This is a genomic window from Candidatus Sphingomonas phytovorans (assembly GCA_029202385.1).
Taxonomy (GTDB): Bacteria; Pseudomonadota; Alphaproteobacteria; order Sphingomonadales; family Sphingomonadaceae; genus Sphingomonas; species Sphingomonas phytovorans.
On record CP119314.1, the window covers coordinates 47,090 to 72,686 of the forward strand.

21 protein-coding genes are annotated in these 25,597 nt (G+C 65.6%); 13 read left to right on the forward strand and 8 right to left on the reverse strand.

Annotated features, from left to right (window positions below; translation table 11 throughout):
- The first annotated feature begins 12 nt into the window (after nucleotides 1-12).
- The 3 genes from P0Y59_00210 to P0Y59_00220 all read left to right on the forward strand — a co-directional run bounded on the left by P0Y59_00210 (nucleotide 13) and on the right by P0Y59_00220 (nucleotide 3,267).
- Nucleotides 13-813, forward strand: coding sequence for a MetQ/NlpA family ABC transporter substrate-binding protein (locus P0Y59_00210; GenBank protein WEK00162.1), 801 nt, complete (start codon nucleotides 13-15; stop codon nucleotides 811-813).
- 236 nt (nucleotides 814-1,049) lie between these two features.
- Complete coding sequence (locus P0Y59_00215) at nucleotides 1,050-1,997, forward strand: serine O-acetyltransferase (GenBank protein WEK00163.1); 948 nt, start codon at nucleotides 1,050-1,052, stop codon at nucleotides 1,995-1,997.
- Between the two features lie 37 nt (nucleotides 1,998-2,034).
- A complete protein-coding gene (locus tag P0Y59_00220; GenBank protein ID WEK00164.1) occupies nucleotides 2,035-3,267 on the forward strand; it encodes a membrane dipeptidase in 1,233 nt (410 codons plus the stop codon).
- Between the two features lie 29 nt (nucleotides 3,268-3,296).
- Here the strand turns inward: P0Y59_00220 and P0Y59_00225 are convergent, their stop codons facing one another.
- A complete protein-coding gene (locus P0Y59_00225) occupies nucleotides 3,297-4,409 on the reverse strand; it encodes a Gfo/Idh/MocA family oxidoreductase (GenBank protein ID WEK00165.1) in 1,113 nt (370 codons plus the stop codon).
- On the opposite strand from P0Y59_00225, the gene P0Y59_00230 reads away from it, so the two are divergent.
- The 6 genes from P0Y59_00230 (at nucleotide 4,408) to P0Y59_00255 (ending at nucleotide 13,476) form a co-directional block, all read left to right on the forward strand.
- Nucleotides 4,408-5,295: an aldo/keto reductase gene (locus P0Y59_00230; GenBank protein WEK00166.1), complete on the forward strand. Its 888-nt coding sequence runs from the start codon at nucleotides 4,408-4,410 to the stop codon at nucleotides 5,293-5,295. The genes P0Y59_00225 and P0Y59_00230 overlap by 2 nt on opposite strands.
- Nucleotides 5,292-6,374 (forward strand): LLM class flavin-dependent oxidoreductase, encoded by a 1,083-nt coding sequence (locus tag P0Y59_00235; GenBank protein WEK00167.1) that lies wholly within the window; start codon nucleotides 5,292-5,294, stop codon nucleotides 6,372-6,374. The genes P0Y59_00230 and P0Y59_00235 overlap by 4 nt, the downstream gene beginning before the upstream one ends.
- 62 nt (nucleotides 6,375-6,436) lie before the next feature.
- Nucleotides 6,437-7,198, forward strand: coding sequence for a phytanoyl-CoA dioxygenase family protein (locus P0Y59_00240; protein ID WEK00168.1), 762 nt, complete (start codon nucleotides 6,437-6,439; stop codon nucleotides 7,196-7,198).
- Nucleotides 7,199-7,200: 2 nt separating this feature from the next.
- A complete protein-coding gene (locus tag P0Y59_00245) occupies nucleotides 7,201-8,439 on the forward strand; it encodes an MFS transporter (GenBank protein WEK02452.1) in 1,239 nt (412 codons plus the stop codon).
- Nucleotides 8,440-8,543: 104 nt separating this feature from the next.
- The gene (locus P0Y59_00250) at nucleotides 8,544-10,862 is read left to right on the forward strand and encodes a TonB-dependent receptor (protein ID WEK00169.1); all 2,319 of its coding nucleotides are present in this window, start codon (nucleotides 8,544-8,546) and stop codon (nucleotides 10,860-10,862) included.
- A gap of 256 nt (nucleotides 10,863-11,118) precedes the next feature.
- On the forward strand, nucleotides 11,119-13,476 hold the full coding sequence (locus tag P0Y59_00255) for an arylsulfatase (GenBank protein ID WEK00170.1): 2,358 nt from the start codon (nucleotides 11,119-11,121) through the stop codon (nucleotides 13,474-13,476).
- A 29-nt stretch (nucleotides 13,477-13,505) separates the two neighbouring features.
- Here the strand turns inward: P0Y59_00255 and P0Y59_00260 are convergent, their stop codons facing one another.
- Entirely contained in the window at nucleotides 13,506-14,441 is a 936-nt protein-coding gene (locus tag P0Y59_00260; GenBank protein WEK02453.1) for a formylglycine-generating enzyme family protein, read from the reverse strand.
- Between the two features lie 71 nt (nucleotides 14,442-14,512).
- Nucleotides 14,513-15,298, reverse strand: coding sequence for a sulfite exporter TauE/SafE family protein (locus P0Y59_00265; protein WEK00171.1), 786 nt, complete (start codon nucleotides 15,296-15,298; stop codon nucleotides 14,513-14,515).
- Between the two features lie 265 nt (nucleotides 15,299-15,563).
- On the opposite strand from P0Y59_00265, the gene P0Y59_00270 reads away from it, so the two are divergent.
- The 4 genes from P0Y59_00270 (at nucleotide 15,564) to ssuD (ending at nucleotide 19,062) form a co-directional block, all read left to right on the forward strand.
- Entirely contained in the window at nucleotides 15,564-16,529 is a 966-nt protein-coding gene (locus tag P0Y59_00270) for a serine acetyltransferase (protein WEK00172.1), read from the forward strand.
- A 13-nt stretch (nucleotides 16,530-16,542) separates the two neighbouring features.
- Nucleotides 16,543-17,223 (forward strand): DOPA 4,5-dioxygenase family protein, encoded by a 681-nt coding sequence (locus P0Y59_00275; protein WEK00173.1) that lies wholly within the window; start codon nucleotides 16,543-16,545, stop codon nucleotides 17,221-17,223.
- Nucleotides 17,224-17,342: 119 nt separating this feature from the next.
- Nucleotides 17,343-17,771, forward strand: coding sequence for an Rrf2 family transcriptional regulator (locus P0Y59_00280; GenBank protein WEK00174.1), 429 nt, complete (start codon nucleotides 17,343-17,345; stop codon nucleotides 17,769-17,771).
- A gap of 85 nt (nucleotides 17,772-17,856) precedes the next feature.
- Nucleotides 17,857-19,062, forward strand: a complete 1,206-nt coding sequence (ssuD, locus tag P0Y59_00285) for an FMNH2-dependent alkanesulfonate monooxygenase (protein ID WEK00175.1) — start codon at nucleotides 17,857-17,859, stop codon at nucleotides 19,060-19,062.
- Between the two features lie 6 nt (nucleotides 19,063-19,068).
- Here the strand turns inward: ssuD and P0Y59_00290 are convergent, their stop codons facing one another.
- The 5 genes from P0Y59_00290 to P0Y59_00310 all read right to left on the reverse strand — a co-directional run bounded on the left by P0Y59_00290 (nucleotide 19,069) and on the right by P0Y59_00310 (nucleotide 25,417).
- Entirely contained in the window at nucleotides 19,069-19,824 is a 756-nt protein-coding gene (locus tag P0Y59_00290) for an ABC transporter ATP-binding protein (protein WEK00176.1), read from the reverse strand.
- A 3-nt stretch (nucleotides 19,825-19,827) separates the two neighbouring features.
- Nucleotides 19,828-20,607: an ABC transporter permease subunit gene (locus tag P0Y59_00295; GenBank protein ID WEK00177.1), complete on the reverse strand. Its 780-nt coding sequence runs from the start codon at nucleotides 20,605-20,607 to the stop codon at nucleotides 19,828-19,830.
- Nucleotides 20,604-21,578 (reverse strand): aliphatic sulfonate ABC transporter substrate-binding protein, encoded by a 975-nt coding sequence (locus P0Y59_00300; GenBank protein ID WEK00178.1) that lies wholly within the window; start codon nucleotides 21,576-21,578, stop codon nucleotides 20,604-20,606. The genes P0Y59_00295 and P0Y59_00300 overlap by 4 nt, the downstream gene beginning before the upstream one ends.
- Nucleotides 21,579-21,671: 93 nt before the next feature.
- Nucleotides 21,672-23,012 carry an LLM class flavin-dependent oxidoreductase gene (locus tag P0Y59_00305; GenBank protein WEK00179.1) on the reverse strand — a complete coding sequence of 447 codons (1,341 nt, stop codon included), beginning with the start codon at nucleotides 23,010-23,012 and terminating at the stop codon, nucleotides 21,672-21,674.
- A 2-nt stretch (nucleotides 23,013-23,014) separates the two neighbouring features.
- Nucleotides 23,015-25,417, reverse strand: a complete 2,403-nt coding sequence (locus tag P0Y59_00310) for a TonB-dependent receptor (GenBank protein WEK00180.1) — start codon at nucleotides 25,415-25,417, stop codon at nucleotides 23,015-23,017.
- Nucleotides 25,418-25,597 lie beyond the last annotated feature (180 nt).

The window sequence follows — 25,597 nt, forward strand, 5'->3', positions numbered from 1 at the left end:
AAAGGTCCGCCGATGAACCGCCGAATCCTGCTTACCCTGATCGGCTCTCTTGCCCTTGCCGCTTGCGGCGCCAAATCCGGCGGGGAGGGGGCGGCCGACACGTTGACCGTCGCCGCGACAGCGGTGCCGCACGCCGAGATTCTCGACTTCGTGAAGCCCATGCTCGCTCGGGAGGGCGTCAATCTCGATGTCCGGGTGTTCAACGACTATGTGCAGCCGAACACGCAGGTCGCGGAAGGGCGGATCGCGGTCAATTATTTCCAGACCGGACCCTATCTCGCCGAGTTCAACAAGGCGCACGGCACCAGGCTCGTCACCATCGCCGGAATCCATGTCGAGCCTTTCGGTGCCTATTCGCGCAAGTGGAAGGCGCTGGCCGATCTGCCGGACGGCGCGACGGTCGCCATCCCGAACGAACCGAGCAACAGCGGCCGCGCGCTCCAGTTGCTGGCAAAGGCAGGGCTGGTCACGTTGCGGGACCCGAAAAGCATCTCGGCCACGCCGAAGGACGTCGTCACCAACCCGAAGAAGCTCAAATTCCGCGAGCTTGAAGCGGCGACTCTGCCCCGCGTCCTCGATCAGGTCGATCTGGCCATGATCAACACCAATTATGCGCTCGACGCCGGGCTCAACCCGACCCGCGATGCATTGGCGATCGAGGGCAAGGACAGCCCCTATGTCAATTTCATTGTCGGTCCGGAGAGCGCCCGGACCAACCCCAAGGTGCAGAAACTTGTCGCTGCCCTGAGGAGTCCGCTGGTCCGGGAATTCATCGAGCACAAATACAAGGGTGCCGTGCTTCCGGCTTTCTGAAGCGACCGTCACCGCTGCTGCAAGAGGGCGTTGGGCGCGGCATATCTTTTCTTCGCTTTAATTCCCACTAAATTGATAGATTATGGTGATGGGCCGGCAGGGCGGCTCGTAACCATGGGTCGCGTCATGCCGAAGCAGCAATCACACCGGGTTGAGCGGGCCCGCATCTCTCGGCCGTTCTTCCGGAAGCCCAACCGGACGGGCGGGGCCGTGACGCTGAGCGGGCAGGCGGCACGATGACCGGCACTGTCGGAAACGACGCGTCGATCGCCTTTCCCCGCGAGCTTGGGATCGTCGTCGACGGGCTCAGGCAGGCGCGTCTCGACTGGCGTGCCAGCCACGCGCGCCATGCCGAGCGCGGGATCCAGTTTCCATCGCGCCAGGCGCTTCGCCGTATCCTGCGGGAACTAGGCGCGGCACTTTTCCCGTTGCGCCTCGGGCCGCCCGAGCTGACCGCCGGCAACGAGAATGCGTGGGTCGAGGCAACGCTCGAATCGACCCTCTCGCAACTTGGCGCTCAGATCGCCATCGAGCTTCGCATCGCGCGCCCCGGCATCGACAGTCTCGAGGAAGGGCTCGAGGTCGAACGCATCATCGGTGCTTTCGCTGCGAGCCTGCCCGATATCCGGCGCCTGCTCGATGAGGATGTCGAGGCGGGATATGCCAATGATCCCGCCGCGCGCAGCGTCGACGAAGTGCTGCTGTCCTATCCGTCGCTCGCGGCCATCATCCATCACCGGCTCGCGCACCGGCTCTATCGCCTCGGCGCGCCGCTGGTCGCGCGCGTCGTCGCCGAGGTCGCGCATGCCGAGACCGGCATCGATATCCATCCGGGCGCCGCCATCGGGCGAAGCTTCTTCATCGATCATGGCACGGGAATCGTGATCGGCGAGACAGCCAGGATCGGCGACCGGGTCAGGCTCTACCAGGGCGTCACGCTTGGGGGCGAGCCGGCAATAGCGGGCGGGGCGCATGACGGGAGCGGGGGCGATGGCACCACGCGCCGCCATCCCGCGATCGGGGACGATGTCGTGATCTTCGCCGGCGCCGTGCTTCTCGGGCCGGTCACGGTCGGCGCTCGCTCGCGCATCGCCGGCAATGTCTGGCTGCGGCGCGACGTGCCGCCCGACAGCGTGGTCGAGGCAGCCGAACCAGCGATCCGCCCAAGAGAAGCGGGTGAATGACCCGGACAACCGTCGCGATTGGAAAAGGAAAAGGCGCATGAAGCATTTGCTGAAAACGACCATCCTCGCCGGACTTTGCCTGGCAGCGCCGGGGAATGCTCAATCCGCCGGTGACGACAAGGCGGCCGGGGACCGGGCGGTCGGAATTCATCGTCGAGTGTTGACGCTCGACAGCCATGCGGACGTCCTGCTCCCGTCGACACCGAAACGCTATTTCCTGCCTGATGGCGGCTCCCGGGCCGATCTGAAGCGCCTGATCGCGGGCGGGGTGGATGCGGTGGTGCTGGCGGTGGCGGTGGGCCCCGGGCCGCGCGACGCAACGGGTGTGGCCGCGGCGCGCAAGGAAGCCGATGCGAAGCTTGCCTGGATCAAGGCGTTCGTCGCCGACAATCCCGGCCGCATCGGCCTGGCCCTCGACGCCGGTGACGTCGAACGGTTGCACCGCGCGGGAAAGGTCGCTGTGATCATCGGCTTCCAGAACGCCCGGTCGATCGGCAGCGACCTTTCGCAGCTCGATGCCTTCTACAAGGCTGGCGTGCGCGTGTTCGCGTTCAACCATGCCGGACACAATGATTTCGCTGATTCGTCGCGTCCCTGGAACGAGCCCGAAAGCGTGAATGGGGGGCTGTCTCCACTCGGTCGCCAAGGGGTCAAACGGCTCAACGACCTGGGCGCATTGATCGACGTCTCGCAGCTCTCGACCGCGGCCTTGCTGCAGACACTGGACCTGACTCGCGCGCCGGTCGTCGCCACCCATTCAAGTGCGCGCGGGCTCATCGACAACACACGCAACCTGTCGGATGCGGAGCTCGATGCGATCAAGGCCAATGGCGGCGTGGTGCAGGTCACGCCCTTTTCCCCCTATCTTCACAAGCAGGACGCCGACAGCCTGCGCCGGATTGCCGAGGTCCGTGCACGCTATGGATTGCCGGCGACGTTCAAGGGCCCGAGCGACGACGCAAGCAGCCTTTCCCACGAACGACAGGACGCGTTCATCGATGAGGTCGGCGTTGCCCAGTCGCGCGGCACGCTGGCCGAGTTCGTCGATCATATCGACTATATCGCGAAGCGGATCGGCTGGCAGCATGTCGGCATCGGTTCCGACTTCAACCATGGATCGGGGGTCATCGGCTTCGACAGTGAAGCCGATGCGCTCAATGTCACCCGCGAGCTGGTCAGGCGCGGCTATGACGAAGCGCAGATCAAGGCGATCTGGGGCGGCAATTTCCTGCGCGTCCTGGGCGCGGCGGAAGCGGCGAGGGCCAGCTAGCGCCGGCGCACTCGGCCGGGCGCGCGCTGTCACATCCCGAGTTCGGACATCTCGACGACGCGATGTTCACGGGCGCTGATCTCCGCGGCGACGCCGATCGCCACCGCGCGCAGGCCGTCATCGGCGGTCACCTCGACAGGGCCTTCGCCCCGAACCGCGCGCGCGAACGCCTCGTGCTGATGGAAGGTGGCACCGTGATGCGATCCGGCGGCCATCGCTGCCTCGTCCACCGCGATTGCCTCGCGAACGACGGCCTTTTCAGCGCGGAAGCCGACGCGCGGCGAGAAGATGATGTCGCCGGGCGGGACGATGACGTCGAGCCGCGCGGTATCGCCGGTCGCCACGATCTCCTCCTGATGCTCGGCACCGTCAGCGAACATGCACAGATCGAGCAGGGCGCGAACGCCGTTGGAGAAATCGACCACGGTATAGCTGTTGTCGATGATGTCGGGCCGCTCCCCGCCATAAAGCTCGTCGCGGTGGTTGACGTCCATTGCGCCGGAACAGAAGACGCGTACCGGTTCGGCCTGAACGATCAGGCGCATCAGGTCGAAGAAATGACAGCATTTCTCTACCATCGTGCCGCCGGTATTCCGCGAGAAACGGTTCCAGTCCCCGACCTTGACGAGGAACGGGAAGCGGTGCTCGCGCATTGCCAGCATCTGCAGGCGGCCGATACGTCCGCCATGGACATCGGCGATGAAGCGCGCGACCGGCGGCATGTAGCGATATTCCATGCCGGTCCAGACGGGGGCCGAATGGCCGGCCGCGCGGTCGGCGATCCACCGGGCATCCTCGATCGTCGTCGCCAGCGGTTTCTCGCACAGGATCGCGATACCGCGATCGAACAGGGGGGCGATCGTATCGCGGTGCGTGTTGTTGGGCGAGGCGATCACCACCGCGTCGACCTCGCCTTTTTCCGCCAGTTCCGCTGCCGAACGAAAGCGCTGGGGCCGCGCGTCGCCGAGCGATGCGTCGGCCCAGCCAAGCGACGTTTCGACCGGGTCGGCAATCGCCGTTATCCGGGCGCCGGGCAGCAACCGGATGTTCCGGATATGCTCGCACCCCATCATTCCGGTGCCGACGATTCCGTAGCGGATAAGCTCTCCCACCTTGTCGTCCCTTGTGCCATGAGCGCGCATGCTTACACGCCCTTCTGAATCGCGCCCGCTCGGCAAGAGCGGGATTTCCGTCTCCCCGCTGGCATGGGGCATGTGGCGGTTCAAGGGCGATGATGTCCTTGCCGCCCGGGCGCTCGTCGAATCAGCGCTCGATTCGGGCATCTCCCTGTTCGATACGGCCGACATCTATGGTGCCGACGGCGCCGGCTTCGGCACGGCCGAAGCGCTGCTCGGCCGCGTGCTTGCCGACGCGCCCGAACTGCGTGCCCGGATGGTCCTCGCCACCAAGGGCGGGATCGTGCTGGACGTTCCCTATGATTCGAGCCCGTCCTATCTCGAATCGGCGCTCGATGCCTCGCTCCGCAGGCTTGGTGTCGATCAGGTCGATCTCTGGCAGATCCATCGGCCCGATCTCCTGGCCAATCCGCAGGAAACCGCTCGTGCGCTGGAGCGGATGGTCCAGTCGGGCAAGGTCCGGGCGATCGGCGTTTCGAACTTCACGACTCCGCAGGTGTCGGCGCTGCTCGCCTTTCTTTCGGTCCCTCTCGCGTCGATCCAGCCGGAATTTTCCGCGCTGCGCACCGCGCCGCTGTGGGACGGCGTTGTCGACCAGGCGATGGCGCATGATCTGGCGGTCCTGGCCTGGTCGCCGCTCGGCGGTGGGCGCCTCGGCGCGGCTGACGGCCCGGTCGGCGGCCTGCTCGCGGCGCAGGGCGGGAAATTCGGTGTGTCGGCCGGCGCCGCGGCGTATTCCTGGCTGATGGTGCACCCGGCGACCGTGATTCCGATCGTCGGGAGCCAGACGCCGGCGCGCATCCGGGAAGCATGCGACGCGTTCAAGGTCGAATGGACACGTGCCGAATGGTACGCGGTGCTCGAAGCCTCCATCGGAGAACGCCTGCCATGAATGCTTGCGAGGTCAGCTGGTTCTCGGCGCTGTGCGACGACGATTATGAATATCTCGGCGTGCCCGACCCGAAGCTCCAGTCGAGCTGGGAGCATTGCCGCGACATCGTGCTTCAGGCCGAGAGCGGCGGTTTCGACAATGTCCTGCTGCCGTCGGGCTATGCGCTCGGCATCGACACCACGGCCTTTGCCGCGGCGATCGCCGTGCTCGTCCGTCGTATCCGGCTGCTCATGGCGGTGCGGATCGGTGAGAGCTGGCCGCCGCAGCTTGCGCGGCAGATCGCAACCATCGATCGTATCCTCGGCGCGGATGAGAGCGGGCAGGGGCGCCTGACGATCAATATCATCTCCAGCGACCTGCCCGGCGAAACGCTCGCGAGTGCCCCGCGCTACGCGCGCACCGTGGAAGCGATGCATATCCTGCGCACGCTGCTCGACGGACGGCCGCTCGATCATGACGGCGATTTCTGGAAGCTCAAGCTTGACCCGCCGCGCGTCGGCACGGTTTCGGGCCGCTCGCCGGCTTTCTATTTCGGCGGCCTGTCGGAAGATGCGCGCGAAGCCGCCGCGAAGGGGGCTGACGTCTATCTGATGTGGCCGGACCGGATGGAAGCCGTGCGCGAGACGATCGCCGACCTGCGCGCCCGTGCGGACAAGGCCGGCCGCAGCCTCCGCTTCGGATATCGCGTTCATGTCGTGGTGCGCGAGACCGAGGCTGCGGCGCGGGACGCGGCGGACCGGCTCCTCTCGCGGCTCGACGACGCGGCGGGCGCGGCGATCAGGGCGAAATCGCTCGATTCCCAGTCCGCGGGCGTGCGGCGCCAGGCCGAACTGCGCGAGACGGCGGGAGGCGAGGGTTATGCCGAGGACAATCTCTGGACCGGTATCGGGCGGGCACGGTCGGGATGCGGCGCGGCGATCGTCGGCGATCCGGACCAGGTGCTCGCCAAGCTTGAGGCATATCGGGCGCTCGGCATCGAGGCGTTCATCCTGTCGGGCTATCCGCACGGGGCCGAGGCTGACCTGTTCGCGCGGCACGTCCTGCCACGCCTCGATCACGGCCCGCTGGTCATAGCATAGGCGATCCGATCCATAGAAAAACTGGGCTGGCCAACACCCGGTCCCCGGCATAGCCTCGCCCCATGGAGACAGATCAGGCGATAGCGGCGCAGGCCGGTAGTTTTGCGCGTGAGGGCTATGCGGTGTTCCCCGGCATCCTGGCGGGGGATCTGCTCGATCTGCTGCGCGAGGAATGCGACCATTTCGTCGCGCGCGAGAATGCCCGGATGGATGCGGCGGGCGTCGATGCGCTTGGGCTGAGCCACCGCGGAACCCGCTATTTCGCGAATGAATGCCAGCGCGAACAGCCGTCGCTCCGCCGGATGCTGTTCAGCCGGACGATGGCGCAGATATGCCGGGCGACGCTTGGACCCGACGCCTATTTCTTCTTCGACCAATATGTCGTGAAGGGGCCGGACCGGGGCCTCGCCTTCAGCTGGCACCAGGATTCCGGCTATGTCGTTGGCAATGGCGGGCCGGCGGATCATCTGCCCTATCTCACCTGCTGGTGCCCGCTCGACGACACGACGATCGAGAATGGCACGGTACGCGTCATCCCGGGGAGCCATCTGGATGGTATCCGCACTCATGACCGGCAGGCCGCGACCAATGATCTCGCGGTCGCGACCGGCGAGGAAGGCCTTGCGATCGAAGTGCCTGCCGGCAGCGTGGTGGCCTTCTCCAGCCTCCTGCTCCACGCCACCGGCGCGAATCTCAGCACGGCGCCGAGGCGGGTCTATCTCGCGCAATATACCGCCGAGGCGATGCTCAACCCCGGCACGCGCCAGCTTCGGCGCAATGCGATCCGGATCCTCCAGAATGGCGAGCAGGTCACCGTCGCGTGACGATGTCGCCGCGCCGCCGCTGGCTGCTGTTCGCGCTGATCCTCACGGCCGGCATCCTCAACCTGGTCGACCGGCAGATCATCTCGATCCTCAAGCCGGTTATCAGCGCTGATCTTCATTGGTCCGATAACGACTATGGCACGCTGGCTGCCTGGTTTCAGGGCGCGGCCGCCATTGCCTTCCTGTTCACCGGCGCGATCGTCGACCGGCTCGGCGTGAAATGGGCGAACCCGGTCGGGGTCGCGGCCTGGAGCGTGTCGGCGATGCTGCATGGCTGGGCCAGCGGATTCACCCAGTTCATCCTGTGCCGGGTGGCGCTCGGCGCGACCGAGGCAATGGGCACCCCGAGCGGGATCAAGACGATCGCGACGATCTTCCCGCCGCGGCTTCGCTCGCTCGGCTTCGGCTTGACGAACGGGATCAACAGCATCGGGGCGATCATCACGCCCCTGTTCATCCCGGCTGTCGCCGTTGCATGGGGCTGGCGCGCCGCGTTCGTCGCCGCGGGCGTGGCGGGATTGCTGTGGGCGGGCGTCTGGCTGCTGGCGACCCGCGGCGTGAGGTTCGGCGCAGAACGCGAGGTCGCGCCCGGAGGCGACACGCCGGTCGAGACCTATGGGCCGATCCTTACCGAACGGCGCACCTGGGCGATCGCGGTGGGCAAGATCCTGTCGGATTCGACCTGGTGGCTGATGCTCTTCTGGATGCCGGACTTCTTCAATCGCCAGTTCGGCCTGAGCGGCACCGCGCTTGGGCCGCCGCTCGCCATTGCCTATACCGGCGCAGCGCTCGGCTCGCTCGTGGCCGGAGCTGCCTCCAGCGCGCTACTCGGGCGTGGCTGGACCGAGAACCGGGTGCGCAAGAGCGTGATGTTCGCCTCCGCGCTGTGCGTGGTGCCGATCCCGCTTGCGCTGCACGTCGACGCCTATGGGCCGGCGGTCGCGCTACTCGCCCTGGCGCTGGCCGGACATCAGGGTTTCTCGACCAGCGTGTTCGCCCTGATTGCCGATGTGACGCCGCACGCGAAAGTCGGCAGGGTCACCAGCTTCGGGGCTTTCTGCGGCAATCTCGGCGGCATGGCGATCGCGAAGATCGCCGGCCTCGTCCTTGCGGCCGGGCTTGGCTACGGGCCGCTCTTCGCCTTCGCCAGCGTCGCCTATCTCCTGGCGCTTGGCTGGATTCATTTGCTGCTGCCGCGCATTCGGCGGGTCGGCCCGTCGGTGATGCAGCCCGGCGTCTGACCGGGCACCTGCGACTACAGGGTGGGGAAGGAAAACTTTCTTTTCCCACCAAATCGGTGGATTATACGCCGCCCCACAGGGACTGACATAAAGAGGGTAGATCGATGACCAGCCGGCGCTCGAAATTTATCGCATTCATGCTGCTCGCGACGAGCAGCGCGCTGGCGCCGAACATGGTCTGGGCGCAATCAGCGCCGGAGCCGGCCGCCCCCGATGAAAGCAAGGACGACGAGATCGTCGTGACGGCGCGCTATCGTTCCGAAGCAGTCAGGGACGTTCCCATCGCCATCACGGCGATCAGCGGTGAATCGCTCGCCAGCCGCCAGTTGAACAATCTCCAGTCGATCGCGACCTCGGTGCCGTCGGTCGAGTTCCGTACGGGTGCGTCGAACAAGGATCGCACCATCTTCATCCGCGGCGTCGGCACCATCACGACCTCGCCCGGCGTCGAGCCATCGGTCTCGACCGTGCTCGACGGCGTCGTGCTGACTCGCCCGGGCCAGTCGACGCTCGATCTGGGCGAGGTCGAGCGGGTCGAGGTGCTGCGCGGGCCGCAGGGTACCTTGTTCGGCAAGAACGCGTCGGCCGGCGTCGTCAACATCGTGACCCGGAATCCGACCGACCAGTTCAGCGCGTTCGGCGAGGCCGGCATCACGACCGATGAGGAATATCGCGTGAAGGCCGGTGTTTCCGGCGCGCTCATCCCCGGCAAGCTCCAGGCCCTGATCGGCGGCCTCTACACAAAATGGGACGGGAACGTCCGCAACCTCACCAACGGTCATGAGGTGAACGGGTTCGAACGCTATGGCGGCCGCGGCAAGCTGATCTTCACGCCGAACGACGACCTGAAGTTCACGGTCATAGGCGACTATCTCCAGTCGCGCGATACCGTGCCGACCGCGATCTACGCGTCCACATCGCAGACGGCGTATCCGACCAATGTCGTCACCAACTCGGCTGCGCTCGCCGGGCTGCTCGCCGGTGCCGGTGTGGTGCCCTCACGGGACAATCGCACCATCGCGTCGAACTTCGATTCGGATGTTCGCGACAAGAATTTCGGCGTGTCGCTGACCGGGGAACTTGCGCTTGGCGACTATCATGTCACCTCGATCACGGCCTATCGCAAATGGCTGAACCATCAGCATCAGGATTTCGACGGCATCTCGACGCTGGCGGTCGGCTTCCCGCAGGGCGAGGATTTCGGCGACGTGAACTCGCGCCAGTTCTCGCAGGAACTGCGGCTGACCTCGCCGAAGCGAGGCTTCATCGACTATGTTCTCGGTGCCTATTACCTCCATGCCGATACCGATGAGCGCTACCAGCGTACGATCACGACATTGCCGGGGCCGCTGACCACGGTGGGCGTTGCCAATTATGGCGTCACCAACAACAATTACGCGCTGTTCGGCGAGGCCAATCTCAACTTCACCAGCTTCTTCCGGGGCATCGCCGGTTACCGGTCGACCTGGGACGATGTCGATTTCTACCATGTCCGGACCTCGACCAACGACCCGAACAATCTCGGGGCCGCGGCGCCGTCGGTCGATCGACCGGGCATTCGCGGCTACCACAATGCGACCGGCTCGACGAGCAGGCGCGGCGACAGCTACCGGCTCGGCCTCCAGCTCGACCTGGGCAAGAACGCGCAGACCTATTTCACCTATTCGCGCGGCTACAAGGGGCCGGGCTACAACGTCTATTTCAACATGCGCTCGCAGCTCGTCGGCACCACGGTCCTGCCGCTCGACGAGGTGCCGCTCCAGCCCGAGACCTCGAATTCCTATGAAGCCGGGATCAAGGGCAATACGTCGGACCGGAGCTTCAGCTACGCGCTGGCGGTCTATTCGACGAGCTTCGAAGGCTATCAGGCGAACTTCGCCGATACGGTCGGCGGGTTGCAGGTGACTCGCCTGATCAACGCAGGCTCGGTCAGGTCGCGCGGCGCGGAGGCCGATGTGACGCTTCGCCCGATCCGCGGCTTCACCGTCGACCTGTCGGCTGCGTACACTGACGCCAAGGTGGTGAATTTCAATTGCCCGGTCGGCGCCGCGGTCAGCTGCAACATCAACGGGCAGCCCCTGCCGTTCGCGCCCAAGGTCAAGCTCTACGGCAATGCGGCCTATCGCTTCCCGGTCACCGATGCGCTCAACCTGGAACTCCAGAGCGATCTCTCGTTCCGCAGCAAGACCCAATATTCGCTGTCTGAAACGGCCAACACGATCGAGCCTGCCTATGCGATCTGGAACGCCAGCGTGGCGGTGCTGTCCGGCAAGTCGGGCTGGCAGGTGCGCGCTTATGTGAAGAACATCACGAACACGCATTATTCCAGCTTCCTGGGCAATGGCAGCGCCGCTGGTACGGTGCGCTTCGTCCCGCGTGACGACCAGCGCTATGCGGGTCTGTTGCTGCGCAAGGACTTCTGATCCGGGCGGGGAACCGGCGCTGACGAGCTGCCGGGTCCCCTCCCTGCCAACGACCGATGACGGCATCGGTCGGCGATGAGACTGATAGCAGCGCCGCTTCCTTTTCGACCGACATCAGACTGACGCGCGCGTTTTGCCCGCGGGGTGTGTCGCAGGGGGAAGGGGCCGGAAAGCTGAAATTGAGTCGCCCAAGGGAATGCTACGTTTATTCTCTACTAATATGATAGAGTATGGCCGCTTCCGACTGGAGGGGCCCATGACCATATTGCGTCGCACGTTGTTGTTGCTGTCCGTATCGACTCTTTCGCTCTCGGCGCCCCTTGCGGCGCAAGCACAATCGGCGCCCGGCGGATCGGAGGGGTTCAGCGGCAAGATCGGCCTTACCCGTGCCCAATCGGTCGCCGCATTCCCCAAACAGGCCGAGGCGCCGAAGTCCGCCCCGAACGTCGTCGTCATCCTTCTCGACGATGTCGGTTTCGCGGCCACCTCGACCTTTGGCGGCTTGGCCCGCACGCCCAATCTCGACGCCCTCGCGGCCGACGGCGTGCGCTACAACCGCTTCAACACCACCGCGATCTGTTCGCCGACACGCGCCGCGCTGCTGACGGGGCGCAATCAGCATCAGGTGGGCTTCGGCAATCTGCAGGACATCGCAGCAGGCTTCCCAGCGTACAACACGATCTGGAAGAAGGAGACAGCGTCGGTCGCCCGCATCCTGCACGACAATGGCTATAGCACCGCAGCCTTCGGCAAATGGCACAACACCCCGCAATGGGAGATTTCCTCGGCCGGACCGTTCACGCACTGGCCGACCGGTCTTGGTTTCGACCATTTCTACGGTTTCCTCAACGGCGAGGACAATCAGTGGGAGCCGCACCTGTACGACAACACCACGCCGGTGGAGTCACCCAACAAGGCCTCGCCCGGCTATCACCTGACGGTCGATCTCGTCGACCATGCGGTCCGCTGGGTCGACGAGCATGACGCCCTCGCCGGGGCCAAGCCCTATTTCCTCTATTTCGCGACGGGCGCGGTGCATCAGCCGCATCATGTTCCCGCGGAATGGATCGCCCGGAACAAGGGCCGGTTCGACGGCGGGTGGGACAGATATCGCGAAGAGGCCTTTGTCCGGCAAAAGCGCCTCGGCGTGATCCCGGCCAACACCCAACTGACGCCACGTCCCGACGGGCTGCCGGCCTGGGAGAGTCTCACACCCGACCAGAAGAAGCTCTATGCGCGGCAGATGGAGGTCTATTCGGCCTTTCTCGAACATACCGACCATGAGGTCGGCCGCCTGATCCACGAGATCCGCAGCCGGCCGGGCGGCGAGAACACGCTGATCTTCTACATCGTCGGCGACAATGGCGGCAGCGCCGAAGGCGGGCTCGACGGATCGCTCGCCAACGAGGCAGCTTCCGGCACCGGCGGGCAGGTCGGAGCGGCTTCGCAGCTTGCCCAGATCGACAAGTTCGGCGGGCCGGAGGTCGCCAATCACTATGCGGCAGGCTGGGGCTGGGCGACCACCGCGCCCTTCCAGTGGATGAAGCAGGTCGCCTCGCATTTCGGCGGGACGCGCAACCCGCTGATCGTGTCCTGGCCCGGGCACACCAGTGCCGCTGGTGCGGTGCGTGGTCAGTTCGGCCACGTCAACGACATCGCTCCAACGATTCTCGATGCGGCCGGCATCGCTTTCCCCGACACGATCGACGGCGTGAAGCAAATCCCGTTCGAGGGGCGCAGCCTGGTGCCGACCTTTACCAACCCGGCCGCGCCCGAAGCGCATCGCGAGCAATATTTCGAGATCTTCGGCAACCGCGCGATCTATCGCGACGGCTGGGTGGCGGCGGCACGCCGGCCGTATCTGCCGTGGAAACTGATCGAATCGGGGCTCAGCGTCTACACGAGCGATCCGGAGACTGACCGTTGGGAACTCTATCACGTCGATCAGGACTTCAGTGAAGCGAACGATCTCGCGGCAAAGGAACCGGCCAGGCTCGCCGAGCTCAAGGCGGAATTCGAGAAGGAGGGGGTGCGCAACGGTGTCTTTCCACTGCTGCCTGCCCCGATCGACGCGCCGACGATCTTCGATCCCGCCGCGAAGCGCTTTGTCTTCAAGTCGGATATCGGCCAGCTGCCGCGCAATGCGCTGCCCGATCTTTCCGGGCGGGCGCATCGTTTCGAAGTCGACATCAGGGGTGACGCCGCGACGGGCAGCGGCGTCCTGCTTGCGGAGGGCGGCCAGCTTGGCGGGTTCGCGCTCTATGTGAGGCAGGGGCGGCTGGTGTTCGAGAACAATGCCTATGGGCAGGATCGCCAGACCGTCGTCTCGAGCGACGCGTTGCCGAGCGGGGCGACAACGGTCGCCTATGAATATGTGCCCGATCATCCGGCGAAGGGGTCGCTGCTCAACCCCACGGTTCCGGGAACGGTGACGCTCTTCGTGAATGGAAGGCAGGTTGCCTCGGGTCCGATCGGCAAATTCTCGAGCGCGGCCGGAGCCTATTCCGAAGGCTTCGACATCGGCCTGGATCGCGGATCGCAGGCGAGCGCCGATGCCGCCGGCCGGGCACGCTATTCCCAGCCGCTGGGCGAGGTTCGCCTGCTTTTGAAGTAGAAGGGGGAGGGCCGGCTGTTGCCGGTCCTTCACGCCGGAAGGCTGTGGCCGCGAATTACGCAGCGGAAGCCGACATGGCTGGTCGAGGTATCGATCGGCTGTGGATGGCGCGCCGCCGGTCGATAGCGTTGGCAATAGCTTTCAGCGCAGAGGTGCGAGCCGCCCTTCAGCACCTTGCGGCCGGTGCTGAAGTCGGGCGCGGCCGGATCGCGGCTGCCGGCCTCGCTGCCGCCGCGCGGGTTGGCGGGGATGCAGCAGCCCTGCCTGGGGGCTTCTCCTGCCGCTTCGCCGTGCAGCATCCACCAGTCGCGCGTCCATTCCCAGACATTGCCGATCATGTCGTGCAGGCCGTATCCGTTCGCGGGATAGTGTCGGACCGGCGATGTCCGCTCCCATCCGTCGAGCAGGCTGTTTGCGTGAGGGAAGTCGCCCTGCCAGTAGTTGCCGAGCATCGCGCCACCCGGTGCAAGGTCGTTGCCCCAGGCATAATCGACATTCTCTAGCCCGCCGCGCGCGGCGAATTCCCATTCCGCCTCGGTCGGGAGGTCCTTGCCGGCCCATTTGGCGTAGGCGACCGCGTCAGCATAGGCGATATGAACGACGGGATGGTCACCGATACCCTCGATGGCGCTTTCCGGGCCGGTGGGGTGGCGCCAGTCGGCGCCGAATAGGAAAAGCCACCATTGGGTGACGTCGGTCAGCGACACCGGCCCCTCCGTCTTCTCGAACACCAGCGATCCGGCCTGGGCGAGCTCGGGCAGCAGCCCGGGATAATCGGCTGGATCGGGTGCGATTTCCGCAAGCGTGACATGGCCCGTCTCAGCGACGAAGCGAGCGAACTGGTCGTTGGTGACTGGCGTCTCATCGATCCAGAAAGTCTCCACCCGGACCTGGCGCACGGGCGCCTCTTCCGGATAGAAACGCTCCGAACCCATCGAGAAGACACCGCCCGGCACGCGGCGCATGCCTGCGGTCGCGATGGAAGGCAGGCTGCCCGCGTGGTCGATCACCGCTGGATCGCCCTTCGGATGGAGGCTCAAAAGAAGAGCTTGCCGCCGACGACGGCGAGCGTGCCGGCGAGGACGGGCCGCAACACGCGATCGGGCACACGGGTGGCGACGAGGCTGCCGACGATGATTCCCGGCACCGAGCCGATCAGCAGGGATCCCAGCAGCCCGAAATCGACCGATCCCATCATCCAGTGGCCCGTGCCGGCGATCAGGGTGAGCGGGACGGCATGAGCGATATCCGACCCGACGAGCCGATTGGTCGGCAGGGTCGGATAGAGGATGAGAAGCACGGTCATGCCGAGCGCACCGGCCCCCACCGAGGAGAGCGAGACGAGAACGCCCAGGACCGCACCCAGCATGACGGTCAACGACAGCACCTGACGCTCCGGCCTGGGCGGAAATGTCCGCGCGAAATAGGCGACGATGGGACCGCGGAAGAGGATCGCGATCGCGGTCGCGAGCAGGGCGATACCGAGCGTGACGGTAATGACCCTGTTGGTTCCGTCGAAATGGGTGCCGACCCTGGACAGGACCAGCAGGGTTACCACTGTCGCCGGCACGCTTCCCAGGGCCAGGCGGCGAACGACCTTCCAGTCGACCGTGCCGCCGGCGCCGTGGACGACCGTGCCCACCGATTTGGTCGCCGACGCGTAGAGCAGATCAGTGCCGACCGCCGTCGCCGGGTGGAAACCGAAGGCGAGCACGAGCAGCGGCGTCATCAGCGATCCGCCGCCAACGCCGGTCATGCCGACAAGCAGGCCGACGAACACGCCGGCAAGCGAATAGAGCGGGTGGATGTCAGCCAGGGTCATTGGCGGCCTCGCGATCGGGATGCCGAACGCGGACGCCGCGCCGGCGGGCGAATACAGATCGGCAGATCACGCGCCGGGCCCGCGAAACTGATAGTCCAGCGGGTGCCGGCTGGTAAGCAAGTTCCCCTTTCATCCGGCGTAGCTGTTATCTCTATCGAATAAGTAGAGTTTTGATATCTTCGAAGGCCGGGGGCTTCCCTCGACCACAGGAAGCCGGGCTTGGCCATCGACCGGGCCGGCCGGAGCAAGGGGCTGTATCGGGCCGATGACTGGCGATTGGAACCTGGCTGAGATAGCGGGCGATCTGTTTCGGGCGAGGGAGGATTGGCGCGCCGAGTATCGCCGGCACGCCGAGCATGGCCAGGCAGGCTTTCCGTCCCGGCGAAAGCTGGAGGCGATTTTGGCCGACCTGTCCGGCGCGCTCTTTCCCCTGCGGCTTGGCCCCAGCTCGGTGCAGGCTGACAATGAAGCCGACTATGTTCTCGAGACGCTGGACCGGGCGCTGGTGGCCTTGCGAGATCAGGTGCGGCTGGAGCTTGGCTATCATCAGGTGGAGCAGCGCCTTGAAACGGATCATGGCGCCGGGCGGATCGTCGGCGCGTTCGCCCACGAGCTGCCGGGCATCCGTCGTCTGCTCGATACCGATGTCGAGGCTGCTTATGCCGGCGATCCGGCTGCGCGCAGCGTTGACGAGGTGCTCATCTGCTATCCCTGCATCCAGGCAGTCATCCATTATCGTCTTGCGCATAGCCTGTACTTGCTGGGCGCCCCGCTGGTCGCCCGAATCATCGCCGAGATCGCCCATTCGCTGACCGGCATCGACATCCATCCCGGCGCCAGCATCGGCCACAGCTTCTTCATCGACCATGGCAGCGGCGTCGTGATCGGCGAGACGGCGATCGTGGGGAATCGAGTCCGGATTTATCAGGCGGTGACGCTGGGCGCGCGCAGCTTTCCGTCGGAGAAGGACGGGTCACTGATCAAGGGCATGCCGCGGCACCCGATCGTCGAGGACGACGTGGTGATCTATGCGGGCGCGACGATCCTGGGCCGCGTCACGGTGGGCGCTGGCGCGGTGATCGGCGGCAATGTCTGGCTGACCGAAGATGTCCCTCCGGGCAGCGTCATCCACCAGGCCTTTGCCGAGCGTGAGCGAACGAACGCCTCGGCGGTGCCGGCCGGCCATGTGGTCGAGGAGGCGGACCCGGATGCGCCGCGCGGGTTGATCTAGCGAAAGGGAACAGGTGACCGAACCCAATTTCTTCAATGAGCGGGACGACCAGATGTGGGCCGACCTGGTCTCGCCGGATCGCCGGGCGCTGCTCGCGGGCGGCGCTGCGGCGCTGGGCGCGCTCGGTCTTCCGGCTACCGTGCTGGCCCAGACCGCTCCTGCGCCTGCCGCCTCGCCACTTTCGTCCAGGCCGGGCGTCAGCCCGTGGGGATATGAAACCTATAAGGAGCCGACACCGCGGCCTGCCTCGGTGCGTCCGGGCGAGCAGGTGGTGCCCGTCAAGCCGCGCCGCCATACCGAGATCGAGAGCTATCACGCCCATATCTATTTCGACGAGGACACGCACGAGAAGGCGGCGCTGATCCGGAAATGGGTCGCGGACCGGTTCTCCGTCGAGCTGGGCAACTGGAACCTGGCCCCGCGCGGCCCCCATGTGACCCCGTCCTTCTATTTCGGCTTCACCAACGATCTGCTGCCGGTGATCATCCCCTGGCTCCAGCTCAACAGCCTGGGGCTGACGATCCTGCTTCATCCGAACACTGAAGATCCTCGCGCGGACCATCTCTATTACGCGCTCTGGGTGAACCGGTCCCAGCCGGTCAACGCCTATGACATGCATCGACCCGGTGCCGGCGAGCCGCGGGTCGAGCAAATCTATCCCAACACGCGGCCGACGATCCTCCCGGAGGCCTGAGGATCGTCGCCGACAGGGCTATGGCAGCCGGGAGGGATGTAGCCCGTTTCACCCGGCATGCCTCGTCGCGGACTCGGGTCGATTGAAAGAACCGGGCCACTCGCGCATAGAGCGCGCCCATGCTTTCGCAGAAGACCCGCTATACCATCCGTGCGCTCCAGCATCTCGCCGACCGGCATGGACAGGGTCCGGTGCCGCTGGCCGAGATCGTGGCGAAGCAGAATATCCCTGCGAAGTTCCTGACCGTCATCCTTTCGGAGATGAACCGCGAAGGCCTGGTCGCTTCGCAGCGTGGCCGCGACGGTGGGTATATGCTCGCGGTCGATCCGGCGCAGGTCCGCATCGGCGATCTGGTGCGGATGACGCATGGCTCGCTCGCGCTCGTACCATGTGCGAGCCGCTTCCGTTACGAACGGTGCGACAATTGCGTCACCGAGGCTGAATGTCGCCTGCACCATCTGATGCTTCATCTGCGCGACGAAACGGCACGAATCCTGGATGCCGTCACGCTGGCCCAGCCCTTGCCCGAGGGACTAAACTCTACTTAATCAGTAGACAATTAATCCTGCTTTGCCGGCACGACGCGGAAGCGCTTGCCTGTGCTCCACGGAAACGAGCGCAGGAGTTTTGGAAATGTCGGGTTTCATCGGGTCGGGGGCGGCGGATCGCAGCCCGCTGGATTTCCTGTGGTTCATACCGTCGGGCGGCGACAATCGCCGGCTCGCCTGGCCCGAGGGCGAACGGACGCCCGATCCGGACTATCTGCGCCAGGTGGCGGTGGCGGCCGACCGGCTCGGCTATTATGGCGTGCTGATGCCGACCGGTGCGATGTGCGCCGATGCATGGATCACCGCCGCTTCCATCGCGCCCTTCACCGAGAATCTCAGGCTGCTGGTTGCGCTTCGTCCCGGGCTTACCGCACCCGCCGAGGCGGTGCGCCAGGCGGCGGCGCTCGACCGGCTGTCGAACGGGCGTGCGTTGCTGAACGTCGTGACGGGCGGCAGTCCGCAAGCGCTCGCGCAGGATGGCATCTTCCTGGATCATACCCAGCGCTATGAACAGACCGCCGAGTTTCTCGACATCTGGCGCAAGCTCGCGCGCGGCGAGACCGTGAGCCAGAAGGGGGAGTATCTCTCCATCGAGAATGGCCGGCTGATCTTTCCTTTCGTGCAGGAGCCGCACGCGCCGATCTGGTTCGGCGGCTCTTCGGAGATCGCGCGCGAGATCGCTGCCGAGCATGTCGACGTCTATCTGGCCTGGGGTGAGCCGCCTTCGCAACTCAAGGAGATCATCGACGACGTCCGCGAGCGGGCGGCGCGACGGGGGCGCACGATCCGTTTCGGTCTGCGCATTCACTTCATCGTGCGAGAGACCGAGGCCGAGGCCTGGGATGCCGCCAGCGATCTCATCCGCTACGTGACCGATGAGCAGATCGCCCAGTTCCAGGGCTATCTCACCAAGGGCAGCGACTCGGTCGGCCAGGCGCGCATGCAGGCACTGCACAAGGGCAGCCGCGCCAACCTCGAGATCGCGCCCAATCTCTGGGCCGGGATCGGGCTGGTACGGACCGGCGCGGGCACCGCGCTCGTCGGCGATCCCGACACGATAGCGGAGCGGCTGCAGGAATATGCCGATATCGGCGTGGATACGATCATCGGGTCTGGCTATCCGCATCTCGAGGAAGCCTATCGGGTCGCCGAACTGCTCTTCCCGAAGCTCAACCTGCCGCATCGCCGCGGTGCGACGCTGCCGTCGCTCAGGCCCTATTTCGCGCCACCTTCGGCAGACCAGGGCGTGGGCAAGGTGAGGGAGGCGATCCCCGCCGGCCGCTTCACCTGAAGCGGCTCAACGGCCGAGCAGGCGGTCGAGGATCAGGCCCTCGAGCGCCGCCAGCTCGGCATCGCCGTGGCGGCGCGGGCGGGCGACCGAAATCGGCAGATCGAGGGCGACCCTTCCGGCCTCCAGCACGACGACCCGATCGGCCAGCGCCACTGCTTCCGCGACATCATGGGTGACGAGCAACGCGGAGAAGCCTTCACTGGTCCAGACCGTTTCTACCAGCGCCTGCATCTCGATCCTGGTCAGGGCGTCGAGCGCGCCAAGCGGTTCGTCGAGCGCGAGCAGACGAGGGTGGCTGATCAAGGCGCGGGCGAGCGCGACGCGCTGGCGCTGGCCGCCGGAGAGCGTGCCGGGCCATTCCTCCGCCTTGTCGGCAAGGCCCACCTCGGCGAGCCGGGCGTCGATCAGCCGGTCGCGCTCGGCACGGTCGAGCCCGGCCGGAGCGCCGATAGCGACATTGTCCCGGACCGTGGCCCAGGGCAACAGCCGCGGCTCCTGGAATACCAGGCGGGCCGCTGCACGGTCGACCTCGATGCTGCCCCCGCCGGCCGGCACCAGGCCCATGATCGCCCGCAACAGGGTGCTCTTGCCGCAACCCGACCTGCCCACGATCGCGACGAACTCGCCCGGCGCGATCGACAGGCTCAGCCGGTCGAGCACCTGGTTCGCCCCGAAGGCGACCGATAGCTCGCGGACGACGACGGATGCACCGGCATCCGGGCGGTCGGCCTGCTCGACGAGGCGAAGCGCGGGAAGGTTCATGAGTCAGGCCTTTGCATAAGCAGGATTCCAGCTGAGCAGCCGGTGTTCGAGCGCGCGGGTCAGGCTGTCGGCGAGCTTGCCGAGCGCGGCATAGACGAAGATCGCGAGTACGATGATGTCGGTCTGGCTGAACTCGCGTGCCTGGATCGCCAGATAGCCGATCCCCGAATTGGCGGCGATCGTCTCGGCGACGATCAGGGTCAGCCACATGATGCCGAGTCCGTACCGCAGGCCGACCAGGATCGAGGGCAGAGCGCCGGGGAAGATCACGCGGCGGAACAACGTCCAGCGGTCCATGCCGTAGATTCGGCCCATCTCGATCAGCTGCGGGTCGACCGAGACCACACCGTGATAGGTGTTGAGATAGATAGGGAAGAAGATGCCCCAGGCGACGAGCAGGATCTTGGCCTGCTCGCCGATGCCGAACCACAGGATGACCAGCGGCAGAAGCGCGAGATGGGGAATGGTGCGCACCATCTGCAAGGTGGGATCGAGCAGCCGGCGCGCGAAGGGCGAAAGGCCGCAGAGCAGGCCGAGCAGGAAGCTGATCGACCCGCCGATGGCGAGCCCGGTCAGCGCCCGCCCGGTGCTCACCGCCAGATGATGGATCAGCTCTCCATCAGCGATCAGTTCCGCGCCCGCTTTCACTACCGCGGTGGGTGCCGGCAGGATCTGCGAGGGCAGCAATCCCGCGGTCGATGCGAGCTGCCAGATTGCGAGCAGCCCGACCGGCACGATCGCCGCGACGAACGGGCTGTCCTTCCAGCCGGCGGCGCGGGTCATGTCACGGGTTTCCAGTCGGTCCAGGCTGCCTTGGATGCGTCGATCTTTTTCGGGATCACTCGCGCCTCGAACAGATAGTCGGAGACCTTCTGCTGGTTGGCGATGATGGCCGGCGTGACAGGATCGACGGCGAACAGGAAATCCTTGTAGCGCGCCAGCATCCCGTCGAGCACCTGCGGCGGCAGCCGCGTCGCCTTGGCGACCTGGTCGCGATAATAGGTGCGATGGGCATTGCCCCAGGCCGCCTCGGTCCTCAGCTCGTCGAGCGTCGTTTGCAATATCTCGGCGCGCTCACGCACGAACGCGCCCGAGGCGACATAGAAGGCGACGGTGTTGATGTCCGATATGGGCAGCGGTACCTCGTGCGCGCCGCCACGGACCTGGGCGAGGGTGAAGAAGGGATCCCAGATCGCCCACGCATCGACCGAGCCATTGGCAAGCGCGGTCTGTGCGTCGCCGGGCGCCAGATTGGCGACGATGATGTCGCTAAGGCCAAGGCCGACCTGTTTCAGCGCTGCCGCCAGTTCGAACTCCGATGAGGACCCCTTGGTATAGGCAATCCGCTTGCCCTTGAGCTGAGCGAGCGTGGTGACGCTCGACCTGGCCGGGACGAGCAAGCCGCTGCCGACCAGCCCGGGCACGCTCTGCGCGGCGACATAGAACAGGTCCGTTCCCGCGGACTGGGCGTAGACCACCGGCGTATTGCCGACGAGGCCGATATCGACCGCGCCAGCGCGGATCGCCTCGATCAGCGGTGGTCCCGACGCGAACTCGACCCATTTGACCGGGCCGATGCCGCGCTTTTCGAGACGCGCGGCGAATTCGCCGCGCGTCTGGGCAAGGAAGGGGACGCCGTTCTTCTGCGTGGCGAAGATCACGTCCTTGCGTGCAGGCTTGTTCGTGCAACCGGTGAGCGCGAGAGCGGCGGCGGTGCCACCGAGCAGTGCGAGGGATTCACGGCGGGTGATCATTGTGCGGTCTCCGGCAGGGGCTCGGGATGCGGCGTGTCCTGACAGGCGCTGGAATTTGTAGAGACGGTCATTGCGGGTCTCCTCTTCGGGGCTTCATTCGGTGGCGGTGGCAAAGGCCGGGGTTCGGGGGATCGGCAGCCCGAGATGCTCGCGCAGCGTCGTGCCCGCATAGTCGGTACGGAACAGACCCCGGCGCTGCAGTTCCGGCACGACCAGCTCGGCAAAGCCTTCCAGGCCCTGCGGCAGGGTCGGTCCCATGATGTTGAAACCGTCGGCGGCACCGCCGACGAACCAGTCCTCGAGCAGATCGGCCACCTCGACTGGCGTGCCGACAATCGTCTTGTGCCCGCGCGCGGTGACGACGCGGGCGACAAGCTGGCGAATGGTCAGGCCGTCCGCCCGCGCGGTATCGATGAAGAGCTTCTGGCGGCTTTGGTAGCCCTGGGTGACGGCCGGGCCGGGCAGGGGGCCGTCGAGCGGATATTGGGACAGGTCGATCCCCATCAGGCCCGATGCCAGGCCCAGGCCGATCCGCGGAGCGACCAGGTCCTGAAGCTCGTCGTGAAGCCGTAGTGCTTCTTCCCGCGTCCTGGCGACGAACGGCATGATGCCGGGAAGGACGAGCACGTCATCGGCATTCCGGCCATTGGCGACGGTCGCGTTGCGCAGCCGTTGGCGAAAGGCGATCGCGTCGTCTCGCGCTTGTTGCGCGGTAAAGACCAGTTCGGCCGTGGCGGCGGCAAGCGCGATGCCGTCATCGGAAGAGCCGGCCTGGACGATCACCGGGTGACCCTGCGGGGTTCGATCAAGCTGCAACGGTCCCTCGACCTTGAAGAAGCGGCCGTCATGCTTGATCGGGTGGACGCGGCCGGGATCGAAATAGCGTCCGTGCTCGCGATCGGCGAGCAGCGCGCCATCCTCCCAGCTGCCCCATAATGCCTTTACGACATCGAGATATTCGCCGGCACGCTCATAGCGGTGGGCATGTTCATATTGATGATCGAGGCCGAAATTGCGCGCCTCCGCGTCGGAGGCGGACGTCACGCAATTCCACCCCGCGCGGCCACCGCTCAGATGATCGAGCGTCGAGAATTTGCGCGCGAGATGGTAGGGCGGAAGATAGGTTGCGGAGACGGTGGCGACGAGCCCGATCCGTTCGGTTTGCGGCGCCAGCGCCGCCAGCAGCGTCAACGGATCGAAATAATAGACCGGCGCACCCCGCGCGGAAAGCTCGGACGGTGGGCCGAACATCGCGACATTGTCGGCGAAGAAGATCGCGTCGAACTTCGCCTTTTCCGCCACCCGCGCGAGATGCACATAGTGGCGGAGGTCGGTGAGCGCGCGAGGGCTCGCCGACGGGTGCAGCCAGGCCGAGACATGATGCCCGACACCCATCAGAAAGGCCCCAAGCCGCATCTGCCGGTCGCCTGCCATGGTCAGAAGCGCGCCCGGGCGGTGGCGCCGAAGGTGCGTGGATCGCCGAGAACCCTGACGAAGGGCGAAACCGCGGTCGCCGGGCCGATCCCCACCCCATAACGCTTGTCGAACAGGTTGCGGCCCCAGATCTGCAGCGAGTAGCGGCTGTCGCTCGTGCGGATGCCGATGCCCGCATTGGTCACCCCATAGCCCTGCTGATATCCATAGGCCGAGGCAGCGAGCAGGTTGGTTTCGCTGCGATAGGTCTGGTTGGCATAGCCGATGAGATTGTATTTTTCCGAGACCGGCGCGTCATAGTCGAGGCTGACCTGCCCGGTCCATTTCGACGAGCCGGGCACGCGCGTTCCGGAAAGATCGATCGAGGTCGGGCCACCCGGATACGTGAATTCGATCGGAACAGGCGCGTTCTTGTACGAACGGAAGGTCGCGTCGTTATACGAGCCATTGGCCGACAGCGAGAAGCCGCTGCCGAGCCGCGCCGAGGCTTCGAGCTCGACGCCGCGCAGGCGGACACGCGCGGCGTTGCCCAGGAAATTGCCGAGCGTCAGCTTGGTGGGATCGATCTGGGTCGCCTGGAAATCCCTGATGTCGTTCCAGTAGAAATTGAGGTTGAGCGTCGCGCGGCCGCCGGCCAGCGTCGTCTTGATGCCCGCCTCATAGTCGGTCGACTTTTCGGGATCGATGATGAGCGGCTTGTCTCCCGTCGCACCGAGATTCGCTGCGCCCGATTTCTCGCCATAGCTGACCGAGGCGTAGAGCAGCACGTTGTCGGATAGCTTGAACGACGGGTTGATGAGCCAGGACCAGCTGTCGGTGGTGCGCTTGCCGGCGACCCCGATCAGGCCGCCAAAGGCGTTGATGATCGCGGCGCGCGCCGGGGCGAGCTGCGCGGGCAGGGTGGCGCCGCCGAACACGGTCGGGGTGTTCGATGCCTTTTTGGTTTCGCGGGTGAAACGCACGCCCCCGGTCAGGGCGAGCCGGTCGGTCAGATGCCAGGTTGCCTGGCCGAACGCCGCACCGCTCGTCACCTGGAGCTTGCCGTACTGGTCATACTCGACGCCGTCGAGGATTGCGGGCGAGAGCGCCGCCGGCGGCAGCGCGCCGGTCAGGAAATATCTGGTCGAGTCCGACTGGAAGATCGAGCGGTTGTTGCTGACCAGATCCTCGCGCAGGAAATAGCCGCCGGCTTGCCAGTCAAGGGCACCGCCAGTCCGGCTCGCGAGCCTGATCTCCTGTGAATATTGGTCGACATCGACATCGTAGCCGGCCCGCAGGATCGAGAAGGGAGTTCCGTCGCTGTCGTTTTTTGGCCGGAAGCGAAGCTGGCGCCAGGCGGTCACCGAGGTCAGCGTCGGCCCGCCCAGATCGATCGTCAGTTCGTTGGAGGCGCCGTTGACCTTGCTGCTGATCCGATCCTGCGTGTTGAGGTTGGCGTTCTGGCTGCCCTTGTAGCTGGGCGTATAGCCGAAGATCGACTGGAGCTTGTTCTGCCACGCACCCGCGCGGACGGTGCCGTTGGCGAAGGTCGTCGCATCGGCGAAGGACGGGTAGTAGTTGTTGTATTCGTTGGTCTCGTAGTGCTCGGCGATCAGCCGGCTGGTGACCGCGCCGCTCTGGAACAGCAACTGGCCGCGCGCGGCCCAGCGGTTCACGTCCAGATATTTCTGCCCGTCATAGGCGTTTTTCGCCCAGCCGTCCGAGCGGTCGACATAGAAGGTCGCGCGATAGGCGAGGGTATCGCCGATCAGCGGGCCCGTGGCGTTGGCGCGTACCTGGAAGCGGTTCTGGTTGCCGTACCCGGCTTCGAGATTGAGCTCTGGATCGAAGCTCGGCCGCTTGGTGGTGACGATCAGCGCGCCGATCGTCGTGTTCTTGCCGAGCAGCGTGCCCTGAGGCCCGCGCACCAGCTCGATATGATCGAGGTCGACAAAGTCGAGCCAGCTGAATCCGACATGAGTGAAGAAGACATTGTCGACGATCAGGCCGACGCCCGATTCAGCGCCGTCATTGTTGGCGTTGCCGCCGAGCCCGCGGACATAGAGCCCCGAGACCCGGGTGTTCTGCTGGACGGCAGCGAAGTTGGGCAGCTTGGCCGCGAAATCGGCGACGCGGTAGAGATGCTGCTCGGCGAGCGCGCTGCCCGAAACCGCCGTGATTGCCACCGGCACGTCCTGCAGCCGTTCCTCGCGACGGCGTGCCGTGACCAGGATTTCTGCATTGTCGCGGCTCTGCGGCTCGGCCGCGGGATCGTCGACGGCCGCGTCATTGGCAGCCGGATCCTTGGCCGCGTGATCTCCGGCAGCCGGATCCGGCCCTGGGCCCTCCGCCCATGCCGGGGCCGCAACGAGGGCGGTGAATGCGGTTGCCGCGAGGGCGATGAACCTGACTTTCCTGATGCGCATATGTGTGTGCCTCCCTTATCTCTATCATTCTAGTAGAGATTAAAGCGGGCAACCCGAGTTCCGCTTCGGAGGGCTGAGCAAAAACTATCAGGGCGGATCGGCCGGTCCCCGGCGTCGCGATCGCGACGTCATGATCTATTGTCCATCAATTCGATAGGATATAAGCTCGGCCCGATCAGT

Bases quoted from the DNA above. Each gene is read 5' to 3' on its own strand.
- P0Y59_00210 (WEK00162.1), top strand. From the start codon at position 13: ATGAACCGCCGAATCCTGCTTACCCTGATCGGCTCTCTTGCCCTTGCC.
- P0Y59_00215 (WEK00163.1), top strand. From the start codon at position 1,050: ATGACCGGCACTGTCGGAAACGACGCGTCGATCGCCTTTCCCCGCGAG.
- P0Y59_00220 (WEK00164.1), top strand. From the start codon at position 2,035: ATGAAGCATTTGCTGAAAACGACCATCCTCGCCGGACTTTGCCTGGCA.
- P0Y59_00230 (WEK00166.1), top strand. From the start codon at position 4,408: ATGCTTACACGCCCTTCTGAATCGCGCCCGCTCGGCAAGAGCGGGATT.
- P0Y59_00225 (WEK00165.1), bottom strand. From the start codon at position 4,409: ATGCGCGCTCATGGCACAAGGGACGACAAGGTGGGAGAGCTTATCCGC.
- P0Y59_00235 (WEK00167.1), top strand. From the start codon at position 5,292: ATGAATGCTTGCGAGGTCAGCTGGTTCTCGGCGCTGTGCGACGACGAT.
- P0Y59_00240 (WEK00168.1), top strand. From the start codon at position 6,437: ATGGAGACAGATCAGGCGATAGCGGCGCAGGCCGGTAGTTTTGCGCGT.
- P0Y59_00245 (WEK02452.1), top strand. From the start codon at position 7,201: ATGTCGCCGCGCCGCCGCTGGCTGCTGTTCGCGCTGATCCTCACGGCC.
- P0Y59_00250 (WEK00169.1), top strand. From the start codon at position 8,544: ATGACCAGCCGGCGCTCGAAATTTATCGCATTCATGCTGCTCGCGACG.
- P0Y59_00255 (WEK00170.1), top strand. From the start codon at position 11,119: ATGACCATATTGCGTCGCACGTTGTTGTTGCTGTCCGTATCGACTCTT.
- P0Y59_00260 (WEK02453.1), bottom strand. From the start codon at position 14,441: ATGCGCCGCGTGCCGGGCGGTGTCTTCTCGATGGGTTCGGAGCGTTTC.
- P0Y59_00265 (WEK00171.1), bottom strand. From the start codon at position 15,298: ATGACCCTGGCTGACATCCACCCGCTCTATTCGCTTGCCGGCGTGTTC.
- P0Y59_00270 (WEK00172.1), top strand. From the start codon at position 15,564: ATGACTGGCGATTGGAACCTGGCTGAGATAGCGGGCGATCTGTTTCGG.
- P0Y59_00280 (WEK00174.1), top strand. From the start codon at position 17,343: ATGCTTTCGCAGAAGACCCGCTATACCATCCGTGCGCTCCAGCATCTC.
- ssuD (WEK00175.1), top strand. From the start codon at position 17,857: ATGTCGGGTTTCATCGGGTCGGGGGCGGCGGATCGCAGCCCGCTGGAT.
- P0Y59_00290 (WEK00176.1), bottom strand. From the start codon at position 19,824: ATGAACCTTCCCGCGCTTCGCCTCGTCGAGCAGGCCGACCGCCCGGAT.
- P0Y59_00295 (WEK00177.1), bottom strand. From the start codon at position 20,607: ATGACCCGCGCCGCCGGCTGGAAGGACAGCCCGTTCGTCGCGGCGATC.
- P0Y59_00300 (WEK00178.1), bottom strand. From the start codon at position 21,578: ATGATCACCCGCCGTGAATCCCTCGCACTGCTCGGTGGCACCGCCGCC.
- P0Y59_00305 (WEK00179.1), bottom strand. From the start codon at position 23,012: ATGGCAGGCGACCGGCAGATGCGGCTTGGGGCCTTTCTGATGGGTGTC.
- P0Y59_00310 (WEK00180.1), bottom strand. From the start codon at position 25,417: ATGCGCATCAGGAAAGTCAGGTTCATCGCCCTCGCGGCAACCGCATTC.